This window comes from Nocardia sp. NPDC051787 (assembly GCF_040681325.1).
In the GTDB taxonomy this organism is placed as follows: Bacteria; Actinomycetota; Actinomycetes; order Mycobacteriales; family Mycobacteriaceae; genus Nocardia.
Genome location: NZ_JBFAYO010000003.1, coordinates 143,440 through 164,753, shown reverse-complemented (window position 1 = coordinate 164,753; position 21,314 = coordinate 143,440). Strand labels below are relative to the sequence as shown.

At 66.1% G+C, this 21,314-nt stretch carries 24 protein-coding genes and 1 tRNA gene; 7 read left to right on the top strand and 18 right to left on the bottom strand.

What is annotated here, in order from left to right; all coding sequences use genetic code 11:
* The first annotated feature begins 72 nt into the window (after nt 1-72).
* Nucleotides 73-492, top strand: coding sequence for a CBS domain-containing protein (locus AB0M45_RS04565; RefSeq protein ID WP_364322801.1), 420 nt, complete (start codon nt 73-75; stop codon nt 490-492).
* 208 nt (nt 493-700) lie between these two features.
* On the opposite strand, the gene AB0M45_RS04560 is transcribed toward AB0M45_RS04565, so the two are convergent.
* Nucleotides 701-1,381, bottom strand: coding sequence for a dihydrofolate reductase family protein (locus AB0M45_RS04560; protein ID WP_364322799.1), 681 nt, complete (start codon nt 1,379-1,381; stop codon nt 701-703).
* Complete coding sequence (locus tag AB0M45_RS04555; protein WP_364322798.1) at nt 1,378-2,022, bottom strand: aminodeoxychorismate/anthranilate synthase component II; 645 nt, start codon at nt 2,020-2,022, stop codon at nt 1,378-1,380. The genes AB0M45_RS04560 and AB0M45_RS04555 overlap by 4 nt, the downstream gene beginning before the upstream one ends.
* A gap of 96 nt (nt 2,023-2,118) precedes the next feature.
* On the opposite strand from AB0M45_RS04555, the gene crgA reads away from it, so the two are divergent.
* Both crgA and AB0M45_RS04545 read left to right on the top strand, forming a co-directional pair.
* Nucleotides 2,119-2,382, top strand: coding sequence for a cell division protein CrgA (gene crgA, locus AB0M45_RS04550; RefSeq protein ID WP_067469491.1), 264 nt, complete (start codon nt 2,119-2,121; stop codon nt 2,380-2,382).
* 86 nt (nt 2,383-2,468) lie between these two features.
* Entirely contained in the window at nt 2,469-2,948 is a 480-nt protein-coding gene (locus AB0M45_RS04545) for a PH domain-containing protein (RefSeq protein ID WP_364322796.1), read from the top strand.
* Between the two features lie 60 nt (nt 2,949-3,008).
* Here AB0M45_RS04545 and AB0M45_RS04540 read toward each other — a convergent pair whose 3' ends face one another.
* Together AB0M45_RS04540 and AB0M45_RS04535 are read right to left on the bottom strand one after the other, a co-directional pair.
* Nucleotides 3,009-3,881 carry a rhomboid family intramembrane serine protease gene (locus AB0M45_RS04540; protein ID WP_364322795.1) on the bottom strand — a complete coding sequence of 291 codons (873 nt, stop codon included), beginning with the start codon at nt 3,879-3,881 and terminating at the stop codon, nt 3,009-3,011.
* A gap of 4 nt (nt 3,882-3,885) precedes the next feature.
* Nucleotides 3,886-4,413: a peptidylprolyl isomerase gene (locus AB0M45_RS04535; protein ID WP_364322793.1), complete on the bottom strand. Its 528-nt coding sequence runs from the start codon at nt 4,411-4,413 to the stop codon at nt 3,886-3,888.
* Between the two features lie 104 nt (nt 4,414-4,517).
* Between AB0M45_RS04535 and AB0M45_RS04530 the strand changes: the two genes are divergently transcribed.
* The gene (locus AB0M45_RS04530) at nt 4,518-4,730 is read left to right on the top strand and encodes a hypothetical protein (RefSeq protein ID WP_357732268.1); all 213 of its coding nucleotides are present in this window, start codon (nt 4,518-4,520) and stop codon (nt 4,728-4,730) included.
* Between the two features lie 15 nt (nt 4,731-4,745).
* Here AB0M45_RS04530 and AB0M45_RS04525 read toward each other — a convergent pair whose 3' ends face one another.
* The 5 genes from AB0M45_RS04525 to AB0M45_RS04505 all read right to left on the bottom strand — a co-directional run bounded on the left by AB0M45_RS04525 (nt 4,746) and on the right by AB0M45_RS04505 (nt 9,695).
* Complete coding sequence (locus AB0M45_RS04525) at nt 4,746-5,594, bottom strand: ABC transporter permease (RefSeq protein ID WP_364322792.1); 849 nt, start codon at nt 5,592-5,594, stop codon at nt 4,746-4,748.
* Nucleotides 5,591-6,610, bottom strand: a complete 1,020-nt coding sequence (locus AB0M45_RS04520; protein ID WP_364322790.1) for an ATP-binding cassette domain-containing protein — start codon at nt 6,608-6,610, stop codon at nt 5,591-5,593. The genes AB0M45_RS04525 and AB0M45_RS04520 overlap by 4 nt, the downstream gene beginning before the upstream one ends.
* Nucleotides 6,611-7,449: 839 nt before the next feature.
* Entirely contained in the window at nt 7,450-8,379 is a 930-nt protein-coding gene (locus AB0M45_RS04515) for an acyl-CoA dehydrogenase family protein (RefSeq protein WP_364322789.1), read from the bottom strand.
* A gap of 39 nt (nt 8,380-8,418) precedes the next feature.
* Nucleotides 8,419-8,922, bottom strand: a complete 504-nt coding sequence (locus tag AB0M45_RS04510; protein WP_364322788.1) for a pyridoxamine 5'-phosphate oxidase family protein — start codon at nt 8,920-8,922, stop codon at nt 8,419-8,421.
* Nucleotides 8,919-9,695 (bottom strand): SDR family oxidoreductase, encoded by a 777-nt coding sequence (locus AB0M45_RS04505; protein WP_364322787.1) that lies wholly within the window; start codon nt 9,693-9,695, stop codon nt 8,919-8,921. The genes AB0M45_RS04510 and AB0M45_RS04505 overlap by 4 nt, the downstream gene beginning before the upstream one ends.
* 257 nt (nt 9,696-9,952) lie before the next feature.
* Between AB0M45_RS04505 and AB0M45_RS04500 the strand changes: the two genes are divergently transcribed.
* Nucleotides 9,953-10,657: a YoaK family protein gene (locus AB0M45_RS04500; protein ID WP_364322785.1), complete on the top strand. Its 705-nt coding sequence runs from the start codon at nt 9,953-9,955 to the stop codon at nt 10,655-10,657.
* Between the two features lie 44 nt (nt 10,658-10,701).
* Nucleotides 10,702-11,892 (top strand): hypothetical protein, encoded by a 1,191-nt coding sequence (locus AB0M45_RS04495; protein WP_364322784.1) that lies wholly within the window; start codon nt 10,702-10,704, stop codon nt 11,890-11,892.
* An 81-nt stretch (nt 11,893-11,973) separates the two neighbouring features.
* On the opposite strand, the gene AB0M45_RS04490 is transcribed toward AB0M45_RS04495, so the two are convergent.
* The 9 genes from AB0M45_RS04490 to AB0M45_RS04450 form a co-directional block, all read right to left on the bottom strand.
* Nucleotides 11,974-12,456 (bottom strand): C40 family peptidase, encoded by a 483-nt coding sequence (locus AB0M45_RS04490; protein ID WP_364323085.1) that lies wholly within the window; start codon nt 12,454-12,456, stop codon nt 11,974-11,976.
* Nucleotides 12,457-13,184: 728 nt separating this feature from the next.
* On the bottom strand, nt 13,185-13,835 hold the full coding sequence (locus tag AB0M45_RS04485) for a hypothetical protein (RefSeq protein ID WP_364322783.1): 651 nt from the start codon (nt 13,833-13,835) through the stop codon (nt 13,185-13,187).
* A 176-nt stretch (nt 13,836-14,011) separates the two neighbouring features.
* On the bottom strand, nt 14,012-14,737 hold the full coding sequence (locus AB0M45_RS04480) for a ParA family protein (RefSeq protein WP_364322782.1): 726 nt from the start codon (nt 14,735-14,737) through the stop codon (nt 14,012-14,014).
* Nucleotides 14,738-14,998: 261 nt separating this feature from the next.
* Nucleotides 14,999-15,074, bottom strand: a tRNA-Ala gene (locus AB0M45_RS04475).
* 375 nt (nt 15,075-15,449) lie between these two features.
* Nucleotides 15,450-17,039: a bifunctional 3-(3-hydroxy-phenyl)propionate/3-hydroxycinnamic acid hydroxylase gene (locus AB0M45_RS04470; RefSeq protein WP_364322780.1), complete on the bottom strand. Its 1,590-nt coding sequence runs from the start codon at nt 17,037-17,039 to the stop codon at nt 15,450-15,452.
* On the bottom strand, nt 17,036-17,392 hold the full coding sequence (locus AB0M45_RS04465) for a DoxX family protein (protein ID WP_364322779.1): 357 nt from the start codon (nt 17,390-17,392) through the stop codon (nt 17,036-17,038). Before AB0M45_RS04465 ends, AB0M45_RS04470 begins: the two co-directional genes overlap by 4 nt.
* Complete coding sequence (locus tag AB0M45_RS04460) at nt 17,389-18,348, bottom strand: AMP-binding protein (protein ID WP_364323082.1); 960 nt, start codon at nt 18,346-18,348, stop codon at nt 17,389-17,391. The genes AB0M45_RS04465 and AB0M45_RS04460 overlap by 4 nt, the downstream gene beginning before the upstream one ends.
* Nucleotides 18,349-18,434: 86 nt before the next feature.
* Nucleotides 18,435-19,370: a fumarylacetoacetate hydrolase family protein gene (locus tag AB0M45_RS04455; protein ID WP_364322778.1), complete on the bottom strand. Its 936-nt coding sequence runs from the start codon at nt 19,368-19,370 to the stop codon at nt 18,435-18,437.
* Nucleotides 19,367-20,500 (bottom strand): VOC family protein, encoded by a 1,134-nt coding sequence (locus AB0M45_RS04450; RefSeq protein ID WP_364322776.1) that lies wholly within the window; start codon nt 20,498-20,500, stop codon nt 19,367-19,369. The genes AB0M45_RS04455 and AB0M45_RS04450 overlap by 4 nt, the downstream gene beginning before the upstream one ends.
* 136 nt (nt 20,501-20,636) lie before the next feature.
* On the opposite strand from AB0M45_RS04450, the gene AB0M45_RS04445 reads away from it, so the two are divergent.
* Nucleotides 20,637-21,299, top strand: coding sequence for a TetR/AcrR family transcriptional regulator (locus AB0M45_RS04445; RefSeq protein ID WP_364322775.1), 663 nt, complete (start codon nt 20,637-20,639; stop codon nt 21,297-21,299).
* Nucleotides 21,300-21,314 lie beyond the last annotated feature (15 nt).

Below are 21,314 nucleotides of genomic sequence, written 5' to 3'. Positions count from 1 at the left end.
ATTCGGTGTGAATTGCGGGAGAATAAGGCTGCTTCATCCTAATCAGCGCAGCTGACCACAAGGAGGTAGCTCATGACCACTGCCAGGGACATCATGAAGCCCGGCGCACAGTGGATCTCCAAGCAAGAAACCGTCGAAAGGGCCAGCAAACTCATGGCCGAACTCGGCGTGGGTTCCCTGGTCATCGCGGACGAGAACGAACGGATGTGCGGCATCGTCACCGACCGCGACATCGTCGTGAAGTGCATCGCTCAGGGCAAATCTCCATCCGGCACGCGGGTGGAAGAACTGTGCGAAGCGACGCCGCGGTGGGTCGATGCCGACGCCGACATCGAGGTCGTTCTCGACGAGATGGAAAGCAACCGGGTCAAGCGCATGCCGGTGATCGAGAACAAGCGGCTGGTCGGCATGATCAGCGAGGCGGACCTGGCCAGGCACCTGGACGACAACCAACTCGGCGAATTCGTCACCGCCGTCTACGGACGCCCCTGAGTTCGGCGAGTAACTCCGGGCGGTGCCCTCGGGACACCGCCCGCTAGAGTTCGACTCTTCGACGGCGGCTGCCGTAGCTTCCGCACCGGCACATCGATCACGAGATCTCGCCTGGCGATGACAACTCGAGGTTCTCCCACTGCCGGATCGGTTGGTGCACGGCAGCCGCGTTGAAGTGGTTGGCCTTCGTGCCGAACGGGGCCGGATCTCAGACCGGATGCGCCTTCGGCAGATAGCGCAACACGGCGACATCGCCGACCTGGGTTACCTCGGCGAGCCGCATCCTGCGATGGGGTGCGCCCGGGTACTGCGCGTCGCCGAGGAAGCGTGGCGCCGCGGCATCGCCGACCAGGATGGGAGCTACGGCGACGTGCAGTTCGTCGGCCAGGTCGGCGGCGAGGAAAGCGGTGTGGACGCGGGTTCCGCCCTCCACCATGAGGCGGGTGACACCGCGACGGCCCAGGTCGTCCAGCAACGCTCCGAAATCGAGTTCCCCGCCGAGACCGGCCACTTCCGCGAGATCGGCCAACCGACCGGCGAGTTTCGCCGCGCCCGCGTCGGTGGTGTAGACGAGCTTGCCGCCGCCGTGATGCCAGAACCGCAGGGCGGGGTCCAGGTCGCCGCTCGCCGAGACCGTCACCTTGAGCGGATACTCCGCTTTGCCCGCGGCGACGCGGGCTGCTCTGCGGGCCGCACTGTCGACGAGTAGCCGCGGGTTGTCCCTGCGCAGGGTCTGTGCCCCGACCAGGATGGCATCGGAGTCCGCGCGGACCTGGTCGACGCGATCGAAATCCGCCGCGCCGGACAGGCGCAGCCGTTCCGGGCTCGCGTCGTCGATGTACCCATCGATGCTCACCGCGACCGACAGCAGCACATAGGGACGGGTCACTGCACCACCAGCGCGGCGACCTCCGCTTCCAGCGCCTCCACCAAGCCCTCGGCGGGACGCTCCCCGCACACGCCCAGCCAGTTCGCCAGCATGCGGTGGCCTCCTTGGGTCAGCACCGACTCGGGATGGAACTGCACGCCGTGGATGGGCAGCGTGTGATGACGCATCGCCATCACGATCCCGCTCTCGGTGCGCCCGAGCACCTCGATCTCTTCCGGAAGGGTGTCCTCCAGCACGGTGAGCGAGTGGTACCGCGTGGCCGTGAACGGATCGGGCAGACCGGCGAGCACACCGGCGCCGATGTGGAACACCTCGCTCGTCTTGCCGTGCAGCAGCTCGGGAGCCCTGGTGACGGTGGCGCCGAACGCCTCGCCGATGGCCTGGTGACCCAGACATACCCCGAGCAGCGGAACGCCGTGCTCGGCGCAGGCACGCACCAACGGGATGCTCGCGCCCGCACGGTCCGGGGTGCCGGGGCCGGGACTGATCAGGATGCCATCGAAGTCGCGCACGACCGCGTCCACGTCGGCCAGGTTCGGATCGTCGTTGCGCCAGACGACGGCATCGGCACCCAGCTGACCGAGGTATTGCACCAGGTTGAACACGAAGCTGTCGTAATTGTCGACGACCAGAACACGCATGGCATCGAGATTACGTCCCCGCCCGGCACCGCGTCGCACCCATTACCAGTTGGGATAGCCTAGGGGCACGACCTGCACGCCGAATACGAGGACGTCATGCCCAAGTCGAAGGTCCGTAAGAAGACCGACTATACGATCAACCCCGCCAGCCGGACCCCGGTGAAGGTGAAGGCCGGGCCATCTCCGGTCTGGTACGTCGCCATCATGCTCGGTTTCATGCTCGCCGGGCTGATCTGGCTGCTCGTCTACTACCTGGCGGCCGAACAGATCAGTTGGATGAACGACCTCAACGCCTGGAACTTCCTGATCGGCTTCGGCCTGATGGTGGTGGGCCTGATCATGACCATGCGCTGGCGCTGACCACACCGGCGCGGATTACAGACGTGTCATTCATGCACATCTGTGGATGAGCCTGTGGACAACTCGAGGAGCGATTGGGGATTGCCTTGACTCCGGAGCCTCAGGATTCCGGCGCGCGCGACGAGCCGCGCATTGTGTGGACCACCCCGACCGCCGCGCTCGTGGCGGTCACCGTGGGCGGCGTCGTCTTGGCCGTGGCCGCGGTTTTCAGCACCGATGCGCCCAGTCGTCTGCTCGTCGGGCTGGCGGCTGTCGGCCTTCTCGCTCTTGCCGGGCTCGGACTCCGGCAGCGACCGCGCCTTTCCGTGCGGTCCGGAGCACAGCCGCGTCTGGTCGTCCGCACACTGACGGGGCCGGACGAATACACCCGTGACCAGATCATCCGGGCCCGCGTGGTCGGCTACCGCCGCCTCGGTCGCAAGACACCCATGCTGGAACTCGACGTCCAGCGTGACGGCGCGGAGCGACTGCTGATCTTCGGCCGGTGGGATCTGGGCGTCAATCCCGAGGTCGTGTACCACGACATCGTCGAGGCATTGCGCCTCTCCGAGGACAAGACCCGCTGATTCCGGGCCGCAGCGACACGACACGCCGGTCGCGATGTTTCACGTGAAGCGAATTTCATGTCAGGCTGCCAGAGCGACCGCGCTGACGCCCACCGCCGCCAACGCCGCGACCGCGACAATCGTCACGGATACCCAGCCGACCAGCCGCGCGGTCTCCTGGGACTTCACTCGCAACCACCCGGGCAGGAACAGGATGCCGAGCGTCGCCAACGTGCCCGCCGCCAGACCGCCGAGGTGTCCCCAAAGCGAGATGCCGGGTAGCGACAAGCTGATGAACACGTTGATGCCGATGATGATGAGCATCTGATTCGGATTCTGCCGCAACCGGATCAGGATGACGGTGATGGCGCCGAACAGGCCGTACACCGCACCGGATGCGCCCGCCGTGAGACTATTCTGAGCGAACAACATCACTCCGGCCGAACCGCCCAACAGCGAAACCAGATATACCGCCAGGTAGCGCAGCCGCCCGAGCACCAGCTCGGTGTCTCGGCCCACGACGTACAGCGCGAACATATTGAGCAGCAAATGGATCGGGCCGTAGTGCAGGAAGCCGGAACCGAGCACTCGCCACCACTGGCCGTCCGCGACCGCTGGAGCGAACAGGACCCAGTCCAGGAACAACGCCGAGCCGCGCTGGTTGTCCATCAGGCTCTTGGCCTGGGCCGCGGTGACCGCGTAGATCACCACATTGATCGCGATCAGCGCGTAGGTCACCGCGGGTGTCGACGACCGGGCCGCCGGTGCGCCCGAGACCGTCCGCACCGGCGGAACGCTTCGCTGATCCTGACCCAGACAGTCGACGCAATGCTGGCCCACCGCCGCGGGACGCAGGCACTCCGCGCAGGAGGGTCGACCGCACCGCGTACAGGCCAGGCCGGTCGGACGATTCGGGTGGCGGACGCACGTCGGTGCGGGCGGCTGAGGATTCATGGTCTCAATCGATCGTGATCTTGGTGATGACGACGGGCTCCAGGGGGCGGTCGTCGCGATCGGTCTTGGCGGTCGCGATCGCGTCGACGACCTTCCGCGAATCGGGATCCACGACTTCCCCGAAGATTGTGTGCTTGCGGTTCAGATGCGGTTGCGGGCGGACGGTGAGGAAGAACTGTGACCCGTTGGTGCCGGGCCCCGCGTTGGCCATCGCCAGCAGGTAGCCCCGGTCGAAACGCAGTTCCGGGTGGAACTCGTCGCCGAACTCGTAGCCGGGACCGCCGCGGCCGGTACCGGTCGGATCGCCACCCTGGATCATGAAACCGGCTATCACCCGGTGGAACAGGGCACCGTCATAGAACGGCCCGGAGCTGCCACCGCTGGCGTTCGCTGTGGTGTATGGCACCGATCCGTCGGCGAGGCCGACGAAATTGCGGACCGTCTTGGGGGCGTGGTTACCGAAAAGCGAAATCTTGATATCGCCGTGATTCGTGTGCAGAGTCGCCACGGATGTCTGGTTCGGGGAGGTCACGCCGCCCATCGTGCCACGATTGCCGACGACACCGCGGAACTGGGCAGAGCCGCGCTGTGAGCTGGGCTCCTGCGCGAATCGCCATGCTGTGCCAGAGTGGTCCAATGACCTCGGGGCGCCTACATGTCTCTTCGCGTTCACGTAACCGGCTGATCGTCGCAGCTGCCGTCGCGCTGGCGGGTGGCGTGGCCTATCTGGTCCGCACCCGGCGGCCCCAACAGCCGGAACCCGCCCCCGCGCCGCCGCGCATCGGATACTCCCGCAATGGCTCCGCGCCGACCCCCGTGGCCGGCGCCGGCGCGGAGCAGGATCGCTAGCCGCGACGAACAAGGTCAGCGGCTGACCGCCTTCTTGTACTGACGCAGGGCCAGCGGCACGTACACCACCAGGATCACCACCACCCAGATCAGTGACGTGAGCACCGGGTGCTGCAGCGACCACGCATCGGGGGTCGGCGCCAGCGGGCTGGTGTTGCCGAACAAGTCGCGGGTCGCCTGGGTGAGTGAGGATACCGGGTTCCATTCCGCGATCACGCGCAGCACGGTGGGCAGCTTGTCGCTGGGCACGAACGTGTTGGCGATGAAGGTGAGCGGGAAGATCACCATGAAGCTGGCGTTGTTGAACACCTCCGGAGCCCGGACCAGCAGACCCACCACCGCCATGATCCAGGACACCGCGTAGGCGAACAGCAACAGCAACAGATAGGCCAGCACCGCGTCCAGGAACGAACCTCGGATCCGCCAGCCGACGACCAATCCGGTCAGCGACATCACCGTCAGGCTGACCACGTTGATCACCACATCGCTGATCGTGCGGCCGACCAGCACCGCCGACGACGCCATCGGCAGCGAGCGGAACCGGTCGATGATGCCCTTCTGCATGTCCTCGGCCAGGCCCGCACCGGTGAAGGTCGCGCCGAACACCACGGTCTGCGCGAAGATGCCCGCGATCAGGAATTCGCGGTAGCCGCCGGAGAGGCCGGGCACGTCGATCGCCGCGCCGAAGACGTAGGCGAACAGCAGCACGAACATGATCGGCGAGAGGGTGGAGAAGATCAGGACGTCGGGTACCCGCTTGATCTTGATGACGTTGCGCTTGGCGATGGTCACGCTGTCGCTGACCACTATCGACAGTCGCTGGCCCAGCGAGGGCCGTACCAAGGCCGAAGTCGTCGCGGTCATCGGTTCTTTCCTTCCGTAGCTTCCACCTTGTCGCTCGCCGTCGGCCCGTCCTTCGCTTCGGCACCGTTGGCGGGCGTTTCCGCCTCGTGGCCGGTGAGGGTGAGGAAGACGTCGTCGAGCGACGGGCGCCGCAGGCCGACGTCATGAATCTGCACGTTGTGCTCGGCCAGCCTGCCGACCGCCTCGACCAGCGCCTGCGATCCGTCGGCCACCGGGACGGTGATCCGGCGCAATCCGGGCTCGAGATGGATCTCGCCATCCGCCAAGGTCTTCAGCGCCGCCTCGGCGGTCATGAGACTCTCCGCGCGATCGACGGTGAGTTCGATGCGGTCGCCGCCGACCAGGGCCTTGAGCTCGTCGGCGGTCCCCTTGGCGATCACCTTGCCATGGTCGATCACCGCGATGGAATCGGCGAGCCGGTCGGCCTCCTCCATGTACTGGGTGGTGAGCAGCAATGTGGTGCCGCCCGCGACCAACTCCTCGATGACATCCCAGAGATCGAGGCGCGCACGGGGATCGAGCCCGGTGGTCGGTTCGTCGAGGAACAAGACGGGCGGATTCGCGACCAGTGCGCCCGCCAAGTCGAGGCGGCGCCGCATACCGCCGGAGTAGCCCTTCACGGGTCGGTCCGCGGCGTCGCTGAGCCGGAATCGGTCGAGCAGTTCACGCGCGCGTTCCTTACTTCGCTGCACGCCCATGTGATAAAGACGTCCCACCATTTCCAAATTCTCGAAGCCGGTGAGATATTCGTCGACCGCGGCGTACTGGCCCGACGCACCGATGCGGGAGCGCAACATCTGAGGATCGCGCAGCACGTCGATTCCCGCGACCGTCGCGTGTCCGGCATCCGGCATCAGCAGGGTGGTGAGCACCCGGACAGTAGTGGTTTTACCCGCACCATTGGGTCCGAGCAGTGCGGTGACGGTGCCTTCCGGAACCGTCAAGTCGAGTCCGTCGAGGGCCACCAGCTGGCCGTATCGTTTGACCAGCCCCTCGGCGACTATTGCGTCGGGCATGATTCTCCTGAGGTTGAGTTTCTCGATATCGTTCCGTTCGGCGCCAGCCATCCGGACGCCGACAATTCGCTGGATCGGGTGACCCGGCCGATACGCGAGTCAGTATTGCTCCGGCCACCGACAAATTCATCCGATTTGTTTCGGGATGGCAACGGGCGCAGCGCAGGAGCGGCGTGCGAAGGCCGCATTCCGATCCAGTCGGTGCTCGGGGGTACCGGATCGAAATGCGACCGGTTCGACGATCCCGCGTGCCCATGCGCCAGTGCGTGCGTAGCGAACTACCCGAATGGACAGGGACCGATACTCGGATCGCAGAGAGCAGAGCGCAGAAGGGCGGACCGAGCGGGTGTGCTCTGCGCGGGCTGTCGAGACGATGGACACGAACACATGTTCGCATCGGGGTATGACAAGCTCCGGCGGCCGCGAGTGTGCGACACGCGGCGTGCCGGTCCGTGCGCGCCGACACGCATGGAATCGAGACGGATTCAGCCCGTGCGGCGACCGGTCGGCACGTTCCGCGCCGCGGTCGCCGCAGCACGTCACCGGGCTGCTACAGCATGGAACATGCTGTTGGCCAACCCTTTTGGCAAATGACCGGCCATCGGACAGGAACGACGCGAAGAGGCGGTCGGTCGCCAGCGGCGGCCGTCGGCGACCGCGAAGGTAAGCCCAGCCGAAAAAACTTGCAAAGTGGCCGTCCCCCACGCACACACAATCGCGGATCATCGAGTAGCATCATTCACGTCGGCCCCTCCCCCCCGGGCCGACCTTACGCGGGCCTCGGCTAACTCCCCCCCTTCGCCGAGGCCCGCTCCCATTTCCGGGGGCAGGCAATACGCCTATCCGGTCTGGCCGGCATTCGGTTGCACGGTGCGCCACGCCGTGGCCAGTCGCTGCTCGCGCACCCGCCCCGCCGTCGCCAGCAGCGGCCGGTCCCGCTCCCACCGCTGCCGCGCCGCAGGGTCTGCGGACTCCCACAGCAAGTCCAGACCGGCCAGCACGTCACCGAAGAACGCGAAGACTCCGCCGAGCGCGATGTGCACTCCCGGCGAGGTCGGCGCATCGATATCCAGCCCGCGAACAGCGGCTACCGCGGTCAACAGCCGCTGCAGGCTCTCCTGTGGCCAATCCGACGCTCGGGCCACGCGCACCAGCCAGCCCAGGGTGGCCGCCAGCACGTGGATGTCCTCGATCGTGCGAAATGGCTTGAGGTAGTCCAGATACCCATCGCCGGGCAAGACCCGCGCGGGCACGTCGGTCAGCAGCACCGAGGCGTGCGGGACCTCCGGCGCGAACGCGAGCGCGGGGTGTCCGGTCAGACGCACGCCAGGCTCGTGCGCGTCGACCATGGTGGCCCGCAACCGGTTTCGTCCATCCACGGCCGTGCCGACGCTGGTGATCACCACCAGACGATGCGCGAAAGCGCCCATCGTCGCGAACGACTTCGTGCCGTTCACCAACCAGACACCATCCCGCTCGGTGAGCGTGGTGCGGATCGCGGAGGGATGACCGCCGCCTTCTTCCGTCGCGCACATCGCGACCAGCTCGTCGTCCGACAAATCCGGGATCAGTGTCCGCAGCGCCTCCTGATAGCCGGATAGGAACGCGAAACCGAGCCGATCGGCGCCGAAGCCGCCCGCGATCGCGACATCGACCGGCCGATCGAATCGGTTCGCGGCCACCCGGTGTCGCGTCCACGCGGCGGCGACATCGTTCAGCGGCGCCGTCGCGACGGGCTCGGTCAGCAGGAAGTCGAACAGAGAATCCACCTCAGCACGGTAACCGAGCGGCGAACCATCCCCGCGGACTCAGCTCTCGGCCGACCCCACGGCGGCGGATGCCTGCCAGATCCGGCTGCGCAGATCCCTGCCGCGGATCACCTGGATCCGCCACGGATCCAACCGCAGGATCCGCAGCTCGGGGTCCTCCGGCGAGCTCCAGAACTGGCCGAGGTCGTAGCCGGCGCCGCGCGGGCTGGTTCGGCGGTACAGCTTCCACACCCGCTGCCGGATACCGACGGTGTCGACCCCGTCGGCCGTGGCGTCGACGGCGACGGAGTTGTTGCTGCCCTGAGCCCAGTAAGAGAAGCTCACATGCGGATTGTTCGCGATGTGTGCCTCCTTTACCGGCGTCCGATAGGTCGCCAGCCACCCGATCGGACGCCCGTCCACGGTCTCCCAGATCGGGATCAGGATCCTGGTGCGCGGCCGATTCCGCTTGTCCACCGTCACCATCGTCGCGTAGACGATCCGCCCGATGTAATCGCCGAACTCGTCCTCTATCTCGGCGAACGACGACACCTTCTGCGTCATGCCGCCGCCTCCGCCGCCGGCGCAGGGGCACCGAGCCCCTGCCCCCAGCCACCGTCGACCGGAAGCTCGACTCCCGTGGTGAACGTGGCATCGAAAGCGAGGAACAACGCCGCCTTCGCCACCTCGTCCACGGTTCCATTGCGCCGCAAGGGAGTACTGCGCTCACCTTCTGCCAGGAACTCCGCTCGCTCCTGCTCGGTCAGCCCGGCCACGCCCATGGTCGGTGTCTCGATGAACCCGGGCGCCACCGAGTTCACCCGGATCCGCCGCGGCAGCAACTCGGCGGCCAGCACCTGGGCGATCGCCCGCAGTGCCTCCTTGGAACCGGAGTAGGCGCTGAGCCCGGGGAAGACGACATCGTTGGCGACGGTTGTGAACACGATCGAGCCGCCATCGGCGACCAACGGCACCAGCCGCTGGACCGTGAAGAACGCGCCCTTGGTGTTGATCGCGAATTGACGGTCGAATGATTCCTCGGTGGCGGCGTCCAGGGTTTGGAATTCCGCGGTCCCGTGGTTGACGAACAGTGCGTCGACCCGGCCGAGCCGCTGTTCGACGAGCGTGCCCAGAACGTCGATGTCGGCCGTGACCGCCGCGTCCGACCGCACGACATGTGCCTGCCGCCCGGCCAAGCGGGCCCGCGCCTGCGCGAGGTTGTCCTCGTTGCGGCCGGTCAGCACCACCTCGACGCCCTCGGCGAGCAGGGCCTCGACGATGGCCAGCCCCATACCGTGCGTCCCACCCGTTACCACGGCCTTCTTTCCTGCGTTCACGATCAGAGGTCCTCCGCTCTACATTTTTCGGTTACTTTTTGTAACCGACAGCATCTTCCGTCACCGATATTGACCTGGGAAGACGGCACTTCGAAGTCACCCGGTTACCGCGCGGATACCGACTGCTCCTCGACGGGAAGGCGATCCGGGCTGAGCCGATGGCGATCCGTTGGCAAACCTCGGCGCTGCGTGGGCGAATTCCGTGGACGAGCCTGTATCACTGAGGTGTCGCACCCGTCCCAGAAGGAGCAGGACCTGTGCCGAAAACGGACGTTAGTCGCCATCGAACACTCTTCGACGCGGAAGCCAGACTGTCCTGGGTGCTCGCCGCGCTCGCCGGCCTGATCGGTGCCGCGGCGTTCATGCACACGGCCGGCTATTTCGTCACGTTCATGACCGGCAATACCGAACGGGCGGTCCTCGGGTATTTCCACGACGAGCCCGACATGGCGGTGGCGGCCGCCGGTCTACTCATGTCGTTCCTGTCCGGTGTCGTGGTCGCCTCGTGGTGCCGCAGGCGCTACTGGTCCGGGCACCCCCACGGTCCCACTCTGCTCACCACGGTCTGCCTGGCGGTGGCTTCTGTTGTCGACATCCTGGAATACCAGACGATCGCCGAGCGGATCGGCTTGCTGCCGATCATGTTCGTCGCGTTCGGAGTCGGCGCGCTCAATACCTCGTTCGTGCAGGACGAGGAGGTATCCGTGCCACTGAGTTACGTCACCGGCACGCTGGTCAAACTCGGCCAAGGCATCGAACGCCACCTCAGCGGCGGCGACTACGCGGATTGGCTCGGATACTTCCTGCTCTATGCCAGTTTCGCGCTCGGCGCCCTACTCGGTGGGCTGCTGAGCCTGGTCGTCGCGGGCTGGGCCATGCTGATCACCGCGACCGTCGTGTGCCTGATCGTCACCGGCTACACCTACCTGCACCTCGACCGGCACGGTCCCCTCACGCGGTAAGCATCCGCCATGCGTCTGTCGGTGTTCGCGGCTACGGTGGCCGCGTGCAGAATTTCGACGACGAAGCCGACGCGTTCGCCGTGCTCGTCATGCAACATCTGTCCGCGCGCGGCGAGACCGACATCGAGTACAACCAGGATGAGTTCGCGATACGCACCGGCGATCTGATTCTCAACCTGCACAATATCTTTCGGGAGACCCGCGACCTCGACGACGCGGAACGCGACGCCCGCATCGCCCGGCACTTCGAAGCCTTGCGCGATCTGCAGGGTCCGGAGCAGGACTGGCCGTCGGTGCGATCGGCACTACGGCCGATATTGCGGCCCAACAGCTTCGGCATCGATGTTCCCGAACTCGAGCTGCGGCCGATCGCGCGACCCGCGTTGCCCTTCGTGGACGAGCTCGTCGCCATCGACATGCCCAATGCTCGATCGATCGTCACCTACGCGGCGGCAGGCGAATGGGGCGTCACGGTCGACGAGGTCTTCGCCGCCGCTCGCGAAAATCTCGGCGCCATGGTGGGTTTCAGCGGCATCAAGGAATCCGGCATTCTGCGTTTCGTCGACGACGGCGACGGCTACTGCGCCTCCTGGCCCCTGCTGCCCGGTTGGCTCGCCGGCTCCGGCGCCGGAGCCGAGCCGCCGGTCGCGTTCATCCCCGACATCGACACCCTGATCATCGCGCCCGGCGGGGACGAGCTCGAGCAGGTCTTCGAGGTGGTCGAGGAGCAGTATCGCGACGCCGTCCGCCCGATCTCGCCCCAGGGATACACCGTGGACGACACCGGCGCGGTGATTCCGCTCGATCGCTCGCCCGCACACCGCCACCTGCCCGCGGTGCAGCGCGCCCGATGCGGTTTGGCAGTAACCGAGTACGACGCTCAGGCCCAGATTCTCAACGAGATCGTCGAGCGAGATCTCGAGTTCACTCCCTATGACGTCGAGCCCGCCTACGTCGGCTCGGTCATGTACGGCCATGGCGACGACGGTCCCTACACGATCACGGTCTGGGGCGAGGGTGTCGAATACCTTCTGCCGGAATCAGATTACGTCGCATTTTGCCGAGACGACGAGAACGGCGATCTGGAGCGTCTTTTCGAGGTCCCATTCGATACCGTCGCGACCCTTACCGGCCTCACACCGGTCCCGAACCTGTCACCCCGGCGCTACGAGATCCGCGACTGGCCCGATACCGAGACCCTGGCCAAGCTGAAGGCTGCCGCGGTGTCGCTCTGACTTGCGTAGGGAATCCGAACCGTACCTACCCGGTCGGCCCGGGGACAGATCCCGGTGGCGAGGAATGTTCACGGGCGGAGGTCAGAATCGGCGGGCGCCCGTCACGGGCATTGATGAGAGGGTCGAGGTGGTCACCCCGGTGCCGTATGTCGACGCGTGGATGACCTTGCCTTCACCGGCATAGAGAGCGGAGTGGCTTCCGCCGTAGAACGACACCACATCGCCTGGTTGCAGCTCGTCCAGCGGTACCGGTGTTCCGGCGGCGAGCTGCGCCTCGCTGGTGCGGGGAAGGTCGACACCGGCTTGCCCGTAGGACCACTGCACAAATCCCGAGCAATCGAAAGAATCGGGCCCGACCGCGCCGTAGCTGTAGTCCGCGCCGAGTTTGGTCCGCGCGGCATCGACCGCGATCTCACCGGTGGTTTTCCGCGGCGCCGCCGCGGCGGGCGGGGTCGGCGCCCGCGGCATGATTTCAGGCGGCCCAGCTTGGAACGGTAGCTCGCTCGGTGGAAAAACATTGAGGAACGGAATCTCGATCGGCGGGACAACCGCGACTACCGGCACCTCGACCGCGGGCACGGACACTGATATCGGAAGCTCGATTATCGGAGCCGGGGTAAAGGGTGCGATCTCGATTTGCGGAACCGGAATGGAAGTCCGGAACTCGATTTCGGAAACATCGGCCAGGATCGGTGTTTCGTCCAATACCTCGGCCAGGATCGGGGCTTCCGCGACCGGGAGAATAGCGTTGTTCCGGAGCGGTTCTTCCAGTACGCCGGGAAGCGAAATCTCCTCGGAGACCTCGACGGTTCCCACGCCGGGAATAGTGAGCGGCTGGGCCGATGCCGGCCCGGCTTCGAGCAGCACGCCTGTGAGTGCGGCAGCTCCCGCGGCAAGCGCCCAGAAAACAGCACGTCGCAGGTAGCAGGTATATCGGACGTCGGTCGATGATGCCATGATGCGGTCCTCCGATGCTCATATCGTCGGCCGGTGGCGGGCCGTACGACGCCGCAGTTCGTGGCGCGTGGGACCCAACCAAAGACCTCGAATTGATTCGAAAACCATCACGGTGTTTCGTCAGTCCAGCGGATCCGATCCGAGCATTCACTTTTCGCCATAGAGCACACAACGCAAAGTCCAACACGCTCGAATTCGATAACAAAGTAATAACTCTCGCGACAAGCGTTTCCAGGAATTCTGTGTTAATACTCGTGCGGCATTCACGCCTGCGACGCAAAGTGCCCCGCAACGGAATGCATCCGGCTGCGGGGCACCTGGTGGGAATGGGGACCTCAGACGGTGATCTGCTCCTCGATCTGCTCGGCGATCGTGCGGAGTTTCGCCGCGAATTCGCGCGCCGCGGCCGGGTCGTGGCTCGACCCCTTGACGACTCTGCGGGTCAGCGCGGCGAGCCGAGATTCCATGGCGCTGAACACGCTTGCCGCGCGGTCGTTCGGGTCGTCCGGCAGTTCACCCCGCAACCACGCGCGGATCCGCTCGACCGCCACGTGCTCGTCATAGCGCTCGGGAAGCAGTGCCACCGCTTGGCGGAGCTTCCCCGCGGTGACCTTCACATCCGCGACGGCGGCCACGGTGGTGTACACGGTGACCGCCGCGTCTTCACCGTGTTCGGCGACGACCGGCAGCAGTTCCCGAACCTGGCCCTCATTGATGGCGGGTGCGACCGGATGCAGCCTGGCGGCAAGGGGCCACGCACGAATGAGCTTGTGCGCGTACGACCGCTGCATGTCCCACCGCTGTTCGACATACTCGTCGAAGGTTTCGTGACTGTCGCGGTACAGCCGCCCGTCGCGCACGATCTGCAGAGCTCGCCCAGCGGCCCAGAACGCGATGCGTAGCGTGTCGATCGACGACTCGCACGCCGTCAACTGCGCCCGCTCCCGATCGCTGAGTGGCCCGTCGCCCCCGACCGGCACCGGCATAGTCAAGACATTCGAAGCCGCGCCCCGCGTCGAAGATGTCGTGGAAACGTCCGCATCGGCCGCATTCGGTCGGCGCCATTCGGCATCACGCAGCGGCGAGACCGGAGGTGTGTGCTCGGCAGCGTCGGCCAGCGGGTTCCCGCCGCCGATCGAGCCCTTTCTCCGCTGTGGAGGCATCAGGCAGGCACCTCCATGAGTAGCCGGTAGGAGCGCACCAGCTCGTCACCCACCTGCCGATATTCACCCAAGTCTTCGATCGGGTTCTCGGCGCCCTCGCCGACTTCTCCGTCGGCCGCCTCCCGGTACCATTTCCAGGCGCTCAAATAGGATTCGAATACGTCGTAGCCGGCACTCTCCAGATTCCGCCGCTGGGCCCGGTATTCGGTCGAGACGTTCACGCCGTTCTTCATGATCACCGGGACTTTGGTCATCAGGATCCGCACCCGGATTTCCCGGCTGCTACCGGCTGCTGCCTCCTCGGCGGCCTTGAAAGTACTCGGCACTCGTTTGACTTCGGACGGGCTCACACTCGTCACCAGCAAGAGCTCGTCGCTCTGCGGGATGGCGGCCTTGAAGATCTCGGCCGACTCACCTCCGGCATCCACGATGATGACGTCGAAATCGGCGGCCTTGTCGCTGATGCAATCGTCGACATGCCGAGAGGGGAAAGCCACCAGTTCGAACGGCACCTCGATTCCCCCTTTCACCAGCCGCCGGTGCCACGAGTATCCGGTCTGGCTGAGCGGGTCGGCATCGATCACCAGCACCCGCAGTCGGTGCACCGAAGCGAAATAACTCGCCAAGAAGAACGCCGAGGTCGTCTTGCCGACGCCGCCCTTGAGATTCCCCAGCGTGATGACCAGAGGTTCGGGCAATTCGAGTGGCGCAACAGAATTCGTCATGGACGGTCCTCCGAGGGTGAGGAGTGCATTACTGTGCGGGGCAAGTCTGGCACAGCGCCACCGAATATCGGCTGATTGCTACGGCCTGTTGTCGCTACCGTCGCAGCACCGCAGTTGTGTCCAATTGGACACAAAGCCGCCCTATTCGCCGCGGTGAAGTGGTGAGATCGCTAGCTCAGCCTCTCGAGGCAGCCCAATTCAGCGGGCTGGACGAAACCGCTGATCGAAGGCGAGCGCTCTCCAGGAGCACTCGCCTCCCATTGGTGGAGCCTAGGGGAATCGAACCCCTAACCCCTGCCTTGCAAAGGCAGTGCTCTGCCAATTGAGCTAAGGCCCCGAATCAGCGGGTGGTCACCTCGTGCCACGTGTCCGCGTCGCCGCGCTGGCGCAGCTTGGAGATGCCGAAAAGAACCAGAATCACGACACCGGCGGTGAGGAGAATCTTCATGGTCCCAGCCTACTGTGTGTCGGACGTTCCAACACCGGACCGGCCGCAGCAGACATCGAGGCGGATGTACACACGGTCAGTTGTGGGTGGCCTGGCTGTGGTCACTCCCAGCAGGTCGCCAGGTCCGGCGACGATGACCACAGCGAGGAGTGAGGCGGACCGGCCGCCATCTCTGAGCGGCCTGTCAAGGGGCACTTCACCTCGCCATTCTGACGATATCGTCAGTTATGAGAAGGGATGCGTAAAGCGGTAACAGGATCCAGTTCAGCGCGAGCAGCGAGGATCATTTCCCTGGGGGCCCAGACATTTCGCGACTGCGGGCGCTGCTGGCGCATCACCCTGGATCGTTGCATCCGCAGTACGGAATCGCGGCATGGCGGAGCAGAGTGCGGACAAGTCTCGGCCGGAGCGCTGCACGGTGCCGTCGGGCCGGACGAGAGCGGCACGGGTCCGTCCCAGGCGTAGCCAGCGGCGCAGGTCGCTTCCAGGACCGGCGCTCACCACGAGCCCACCACATTCTCGGATCTGGGCATGTTGCGCGGGTGTCGGCTCGACCGTGCTCACGATCGCGTACCTGCCCGCCGCGACATCGTCGTAGCGGCGGCCGTCGTCCAAGACGGCGTTGGGCACAAGGCTGCCCACCCGACCGCGAAACAGGCGCCGGCGCGCCACGAGCTCGGATCGGTGCAACGGCGGTGTCTCTCCGCCGGTAACCAGGGCGTGGAAGCCGGGCACGCGGTGCAGATGCGGTGTTATCAGACGGCGAACGAGATCGCCGAGATCGCCGCCGTCGGTCATGGCGATGCCGGTGACCTTCGCCAGCCGAATCATGGCCCGCGCATGCGGCTTTCGTTCGGTCTCGTATGTGTCGAGCACCTCTTCGGGGAACTCGCCGGCGAGGACCCCCGCGAGCTTCCAGGTGAGATTGGTCGCGTCGCGCAATCCGGCGCCCATACCCTGACCGATGAACGGCGGTGTGAGATGGGCCGCGTCGCCGAGCAGGAAAACGCGACCCGCACGCCAGCGGTCGGCGATCTGAGCGCGGAAGACGTATTCGGCGACCCGGACCAGGTTGAGTTCCTCGACCGGAATGGCGCCGATCCACGGACGAATGAGCCGGTGCAACCGATCGATGTGGTCGTAGTCGCCCGCGGTCTCACCTGGACGCAGCCGGAATTCCCAACGGTAGCGGGTCTTTCCGATGCGCATGTAGGTGGCGGCGCGGCCCGGATCGCAAACCTGATGCACGCCTTCCCATTCCCCGAGCTCGGCGTCGGTGGCCACGTCGACGACCAACCAGCGCTGTTCGAAGTTCAGGTCGCGCATCGTGGCGCCGATCGCGGTTCGAACCATGCTGTTGGCGCCGTCGCAGCCGAGCACGTACCGCGCCCGGACCGACTCGGCTGCGCCGGTGGTTCGGTCGGTGAATTCGACGCGCACGCCGCCGGTCTCCCCGGCCACCGCGGTCACCCCGACGTCGCCCCGGACGCTGACGCACGGGTGCCGGTTCAGGGCGGTCCGCAAGATCGCCTCCAGCTCCGGTTGGTCGAACATGTTCGCGTCCGGGTACCCGTTGCGGCCGAGCGGGCGGCGGTGGAACTCCGCCAGAACCTCCATGTTCCGGTCGACCAAGCGAAGACCGAGGCAGGGCCGCGAAATCGCGGTGAAATCGTCCGCGACCCCGAGGCGGGCCAGGATCCGATGGATTTCGCCGTCCAAGTGCACCGCCCGCGGCTGCGGGTAGATGCCTTCCCACCGCTCCAGCACCAGCGTCTCGACGCCATATCGGGCAAGCAGTATCGCGGCGGTGAGCCCAGTGGGCCCAGCGCCGACGATCACGACGGGCTTGGTCATCTGCTCCCTCCGATAAGCAATGCGAGATAGCCGATCACCACCAGTCCGGTGATCGCCGCGGGCGCCCATTCGCGCATGCCGTCACCGGTGCGCACGTGTGTGATGAGAGCACCGATCATCAACAGCACCAGTCCGGTGCCCGCCGCCGCACCGATCGGCCACCAACGGATACCGCCCAGCTGCCCCAGCGCGGCGGCGATCTCGAGGCCACCGATCACGCGGTACGCGCTGCTGGAGAACCCGGCGTGCGCGGCTCGCTTCCGCATCGACGCCACCGCAAGGACCTTCGAAACACCAGTTGCGAGAAAGAACACCGCAAGCACGACGGCAAGCACGGTCGACGCGACAGTCATGGGACCTCGACTTTCCATTCGATCGCGTACCGGACGAGAACCGCGGCGACGGCGTTCTCGTCGCCGGCGTCGTCGAGTTCGACCGTCGCGACGATCGTGCCGTCCTCGACGGTCGCGACGATGCCGTGCACTCCGGCGACATCGGCGAGGCCGTCGAGGAGCTCGCGGCGGGTGGCATCCGCGCGCAGCCCTAGTTTGTGGGGTTTGCCCACGTCGGTGACCGGTAGCGCGTCGAGGATCGTGACCATCTTGGGAGCCGCGGCGCACTCGGGTACATGTCGGCTTGCCCACTCGAGCAAGTCGGGTTCGGTGATGTCGGCGCCGGGGCCGAGGGTGACGTAGGCGACCGGCACCTCACCGGCATGGATATCGGGGCGTCCGACCGCACCGGCAGCGGTGACCTGTGGATGGGCGAGCAGGGCGTCTTCGATGATCGCGGGGTCGATGTTGTGACCGCCGCGGATGATGAGAACGGCATCGTCGTCGAGCAGGGAGTTCGCCGCGGTCGGGCGCAGCACCAGCACCGCGTTCAGCAGGCCGTCGGCGGCCAGCGCACGCGCGGAATCCCACACGGGCTCAGCCAATTCGGGCCCAGCGGTGATGAGGATGCGCGCACCGGTGGGTTGCCGCAGCTCGGCGATGTGCCGCCGGGACAGGCCACCGTTGATCGGGGCGGCGATCCCGGCCAGCTGGGCGGCGAGGGTCGCCGCGATCAGCTCGGCGCAGTTGGGCGCGATCAAGGCCACCGCGTCATCGCGTCGGACGCCGAGCTCGTGCAGCAGGTTCGCGTACCGGTGTACGTGCGCCAGCAGCTGAGCGAAGCTGCGCTGCAATGGTTCTCGCCACCGTGCCGCCTCCGGCAAGACCGTGACGGCGGTCCGCTCCGGCCACGAATGCGCTGCCCGCACCAGCAGGGCATAGGTCGATTCCGGCAGGCCACGCTGTGCCAGCGGCATCGATTCGATCTCGGCCAGATCGCTCGGCTGCGCGTAGCGCTGCCACAGCAGCTCCTCGGACGGGGTGCTGATGGTCGGATTGTCGGTCACCGGTACCTCACCGTGGTGCGCTGGCGGCCCAAATCGATAGCACCGTCATCGGTGGCGATCGTGGTCTCGATGACGTCGCCGTCCTGCAGATACTTCGGGTTCTCGGCCTGGCCTTTGAAGAAGAGCTTCCACTTCACCGTCGCAGGGAGCAGATTCGCGATGAACTGGACCGGCTTCGCCGGAGCGCTCAACGCGGTTCCGATCGGTGTTCCGGTGAGCAGCAGGTCTCCGAGGTCCATGCGCTGGAACCTGGTCAACGCCTGCAATGTCTCCAGCGGCTGATAGATCATGTCCGCGACGGTCATGTCCTGGCGCGGCCGGCCGTTGACCCACAACCGCAGCCGCAGATCGGCGAACCGCTTCAGCTCGCCGGCCTCCAGCAACACCAGAGCGGGCCCGGCCGGAGTGAACGTCGGATACGACTTCGCCTCGTAGAATTGAGTTTTCGGCAGCTGCACATCACGCGCGGAGATGTCGTTGGTGACGACGAGCCCGGCGATGTAGTCCGCGAGATTGTCCGGGGTGATCTCTGATCCCACCGGCATCTCGCGGCCGAAGACCAGCCCGATCTCCACTTCGTAATCCAGCAACCGCACGTGCGCGGGCCGGATGACGTCGTCGTGCGGGCCGCTGATCGACCCCGACGCCTTGCGGAAGAACGTCAGCGGAACGGTCTCCGGGTCCATGCCCGAATCTTTCACGTGCGAGGCGAAATTGGTCATCTGCGCGACCACCCGGCAGGGCGCGGTCACGGGAGAGACCAGCGAAAGCCCCTCGACCGGCACGACCTCCCCGCTCGCGGCAGCCGCGACGACCGCATGGCGATCGGCGAGCAGCTGACCGGTGGTGGTCGCCGCGGTATCGATCTTCGCGGCACCCGCGGGTGTTGCCACCCACCATGCATCGTCGGTACGGAGAACGGAAATGCTCATGAATTGGCTACTTTCAACAGGCCGCGTAGGCGACGGAGATCGAATTCGTTGTCTTCGCGCAGCGCGTCCACCATTGCGCGCAGCTCGCGAAGCGATGCCCGCCCCGGCTTCAGGCCGAGGAAGTCTTTACTGGCGGGCGGGCCCCACTGGGCCAGCCCGGAGCCGGTGAACGGCGCCCAGCCGGGTTCCAGCGTGTTGTCGAACATGTCGCCCTCGCTGAAGTGCTCGACAAGGAACCCGTCCGGGTCACGCCAGTAATCGAAGATCTGGCTGCCCTGGATGTGCCTGCCGATTCCCCACGACCGGTAGTAACCGTGGTCGCGCAGATACTCGCCACCTGCGGCCAGCGCGTCGAGGTCGGCGACTTGGTAGGCCGAGTGCACGTACCGGTTGGCCGGGCCGAGTACCAACGCCAGTGTGTGATGGTCGGCGGGTGTCCGGCCGCGGTCGCAGCGGATGAAGCTCATCACCGGCCCGCGCTCGCGCTGGCCCGGGTAGTAGAGAAAGTCGCTGACGATCAGGCCCAAATGCCGCAGATACCAGTCGAGCGTCTCCCGGTATTTGGTGGTCTGCACCACCACATGCCCCAGACGTTGCACCCGCGCTGGTGCGCGGGGCGGCCGCTGCGTGCGGTTTACCCGTGCCACCTCGTGCCCGAGGTTGAGTGTGTGCGGAGTCTGTCCGGGCAAGGCGGTCAGCGTGTGCGTGTCGGCGACGACCCGCACACGCAACCCGCTCGGATCAGTCAAATCGACACTCGTCCCGCCGAGGCTGTCAGGCAGGTGCACCACCTTGCTTCCCCCGGCCTCCGCCAAGCGGAGCAGATCGGCGGTATCCGACGCCTGGAAGGCGGGGCCGACGAACCTCGATCGCAATCCGCGCCGAATGAGCACGCATGGCACGTCGGCGTCGGTGCCCCGTAGGTGCAGCTCGTTCGGCGTGCGCAGCGACGTCGCGAAACCGAAGACATGGGCGAAGGCCTCCGCGCGCTCCAGATCCGGCTTCTCGAACTCCAGCCACGCCAGATCGTGCACCTTGACGATCGGCTCCCGCGCCCGCCCCGGATGCTCGCCCGCCATTGCGCCGTGCTCACTGTGCAGACCGGCATGCGGGTCGTGATGGTCGAGCATCGGCCACTCCCTCCTTGAGACTGACGATATCGTCATATACGACGCAATAGTCAGTCAAGCTTTTCTGATGAATTCGTCATAACTGAAAACGGGAGCTAGTATGGCCAGCGGACTGACCAGGAAGAGGTGAGCAGGCATGGCCGAGCAGACCGGTGCGGAACAGAACCGGCTGGAGCGCCGTAAGGCACGAACGCGCGCCGCCCTCGTGAGCGCCGCCCAGTCGTTCATCGCGACCGGGAAACCGAACGCGCCGATCCTGGAGATCACCCAGGCCGCCGATGTCGGCATGGGGTCGTTCTACAACCACTTCCAGAGCCGGGAGGACCTGTTCCAAGCCGCGGTCGAAGAGGCGCTCGATCAGCATGGCGCCGTGCTCGACACATTGATGGAGGGCTTGGACGACCCGGCCCAGATCTTCGCGCAGAGCTTCCGGATGACCGGGCGCATGCATCGGCGAAGCCCCACCCTCAGCAAGGTTCTGCTCAACAACGGACTCGCCCTGACCGCCTCCGCGAAAGGGCTGGTACCACGCGCTCGCCGTGACATCGAGGCCGCCGCCCGCGCGGGCCGTTTTCGCATCAGCGACGCGGAGCTGGCCATGACGATCGTGGCCGGCGCCGCGCTGTGCCTCGGCCAGTTGCTGCACGATCACCCAGAACGCGACGACGCGACCGCCGCCGACCAGGTCGCCGAGGATCTGCTCCGCATGTTCGGTATCCCGGCCGACGAGGCTCGCGAGATCTGCCAGCTCCCGCTGCCCTCCCTCGACACACTGCCGCAGGGTGACAGCGCCGCCTGAACCGCGGTTCGGCGG

Coding starts and splice junctions, on each gene's coding strand:
- AB0M45_RS04565 (WP_364322801.1), top strand. CDS start 73: ATGACCACTGCCAGGGACATCATGAAGCCCGGCGCACAGTGGATCTCC.
- AB0M45_RS04450 (WP_364322776.1), bottom strand. CDS start 20,500: ATGCTCGACCATCACGACCCGCATGCCGGTCTGCACAGTGAGCACGGC.
- AB0M45_RS04465 (WP_364322779.1), bottom strand. CDS start 17,392: ATGACTGTCGCGTCGACCGTGCTTGCCGTCGTGCTTGCGGTGTTCTTT.
- AB0M45_RS04445 (WP_364322775.1), top strand. CDS start 20,637: ATGGCCGAGCAGACCGGTGCGGAACAGAACCGGCTGGAGCGCCGTAAG.
- AB0M45_RS04510 (WP_364322788.1), bottom strand. CDS start 8,922: ATGACGCAGAAGGTGTCGTCGTTCGCCGAGATAGAGGACGAGTTCGGC.
- AB0M45_RS04555 (WP_364322798.1), bottom strand. CDS start 2,022: ATGCGTGTTCTGGTCGTCGACAATTACGACAGCTTCGTGTTCAACCTG.
- AB0M45_RS04525 (WP_364322792.1), bottom strand. CDS start 5,594: ATGACCGCGACGACTTCGGCCTTGGTACGGCCCTCGCTGGGCCAGCGA.
- AB0M45_RS04520 (WP_364322790.1), bottom strand. CDS start 6,610: ATGCCCGACGCAATAGTCGCCGAGGGGCTGGTCAAACGATACGGCCAG.
- crgA (WP_067469491.1), top strand. CDS start 2,119: ATGCCCAAGTCGAAGGTCCGTAAGAAGACCGACTATACGATCAACCCC.
- AB0M45_RS04540 (WP_364322795.1), bottom strand. CDS start 3,881: ATGAATCCTCAGCCGCCCGCACCGACGTGCGTCCGCCACCCGAATCGT.
- AB0M45_RS04485 (WP_364322783.1), bottom strand. CDS start 13,835: ATGCCGGTGCCGGTCGGGGGCGACGGGCCACTCAGCGATCGGGAGCGG.
- AB0M45_RS04460 (WP_364323082.1), bottom strand. CDS start 18,348: ATGCCGCTGGCACAGCGTGGCCTGCCGGAATCGACCTATGCCCTGCTG.
- AB0M45_RS04455 (WP_364322778.1), bottom strand. CDS start 19,370: ATGAGCATTTCCGTTCTCCGTACCGACGATGCATGGTGGGTGGCAACA.
- AB0M45_RS04530 (WP_357732268.1), top strand. CDS start 4,518: ATGACCTCGGGGCGCCTACATGTCTCTTCGCGTTCACGTAACCGGCTG.
- AB0M45_RS04480 (WP_364322782.1), bottom strand. CDS start 14,737: ATGACGAATTCTGTTGCGCCACTCGAATTGCCCGAACCTCTGGTCATC.
- AB0M45_RS04470 (WP_364322780.1), bottom strand. CDS start 17,039: ATGACCAAGCCCGTCGTGATCGTCGGCGCTGGGCCCACTGGGCTCACC.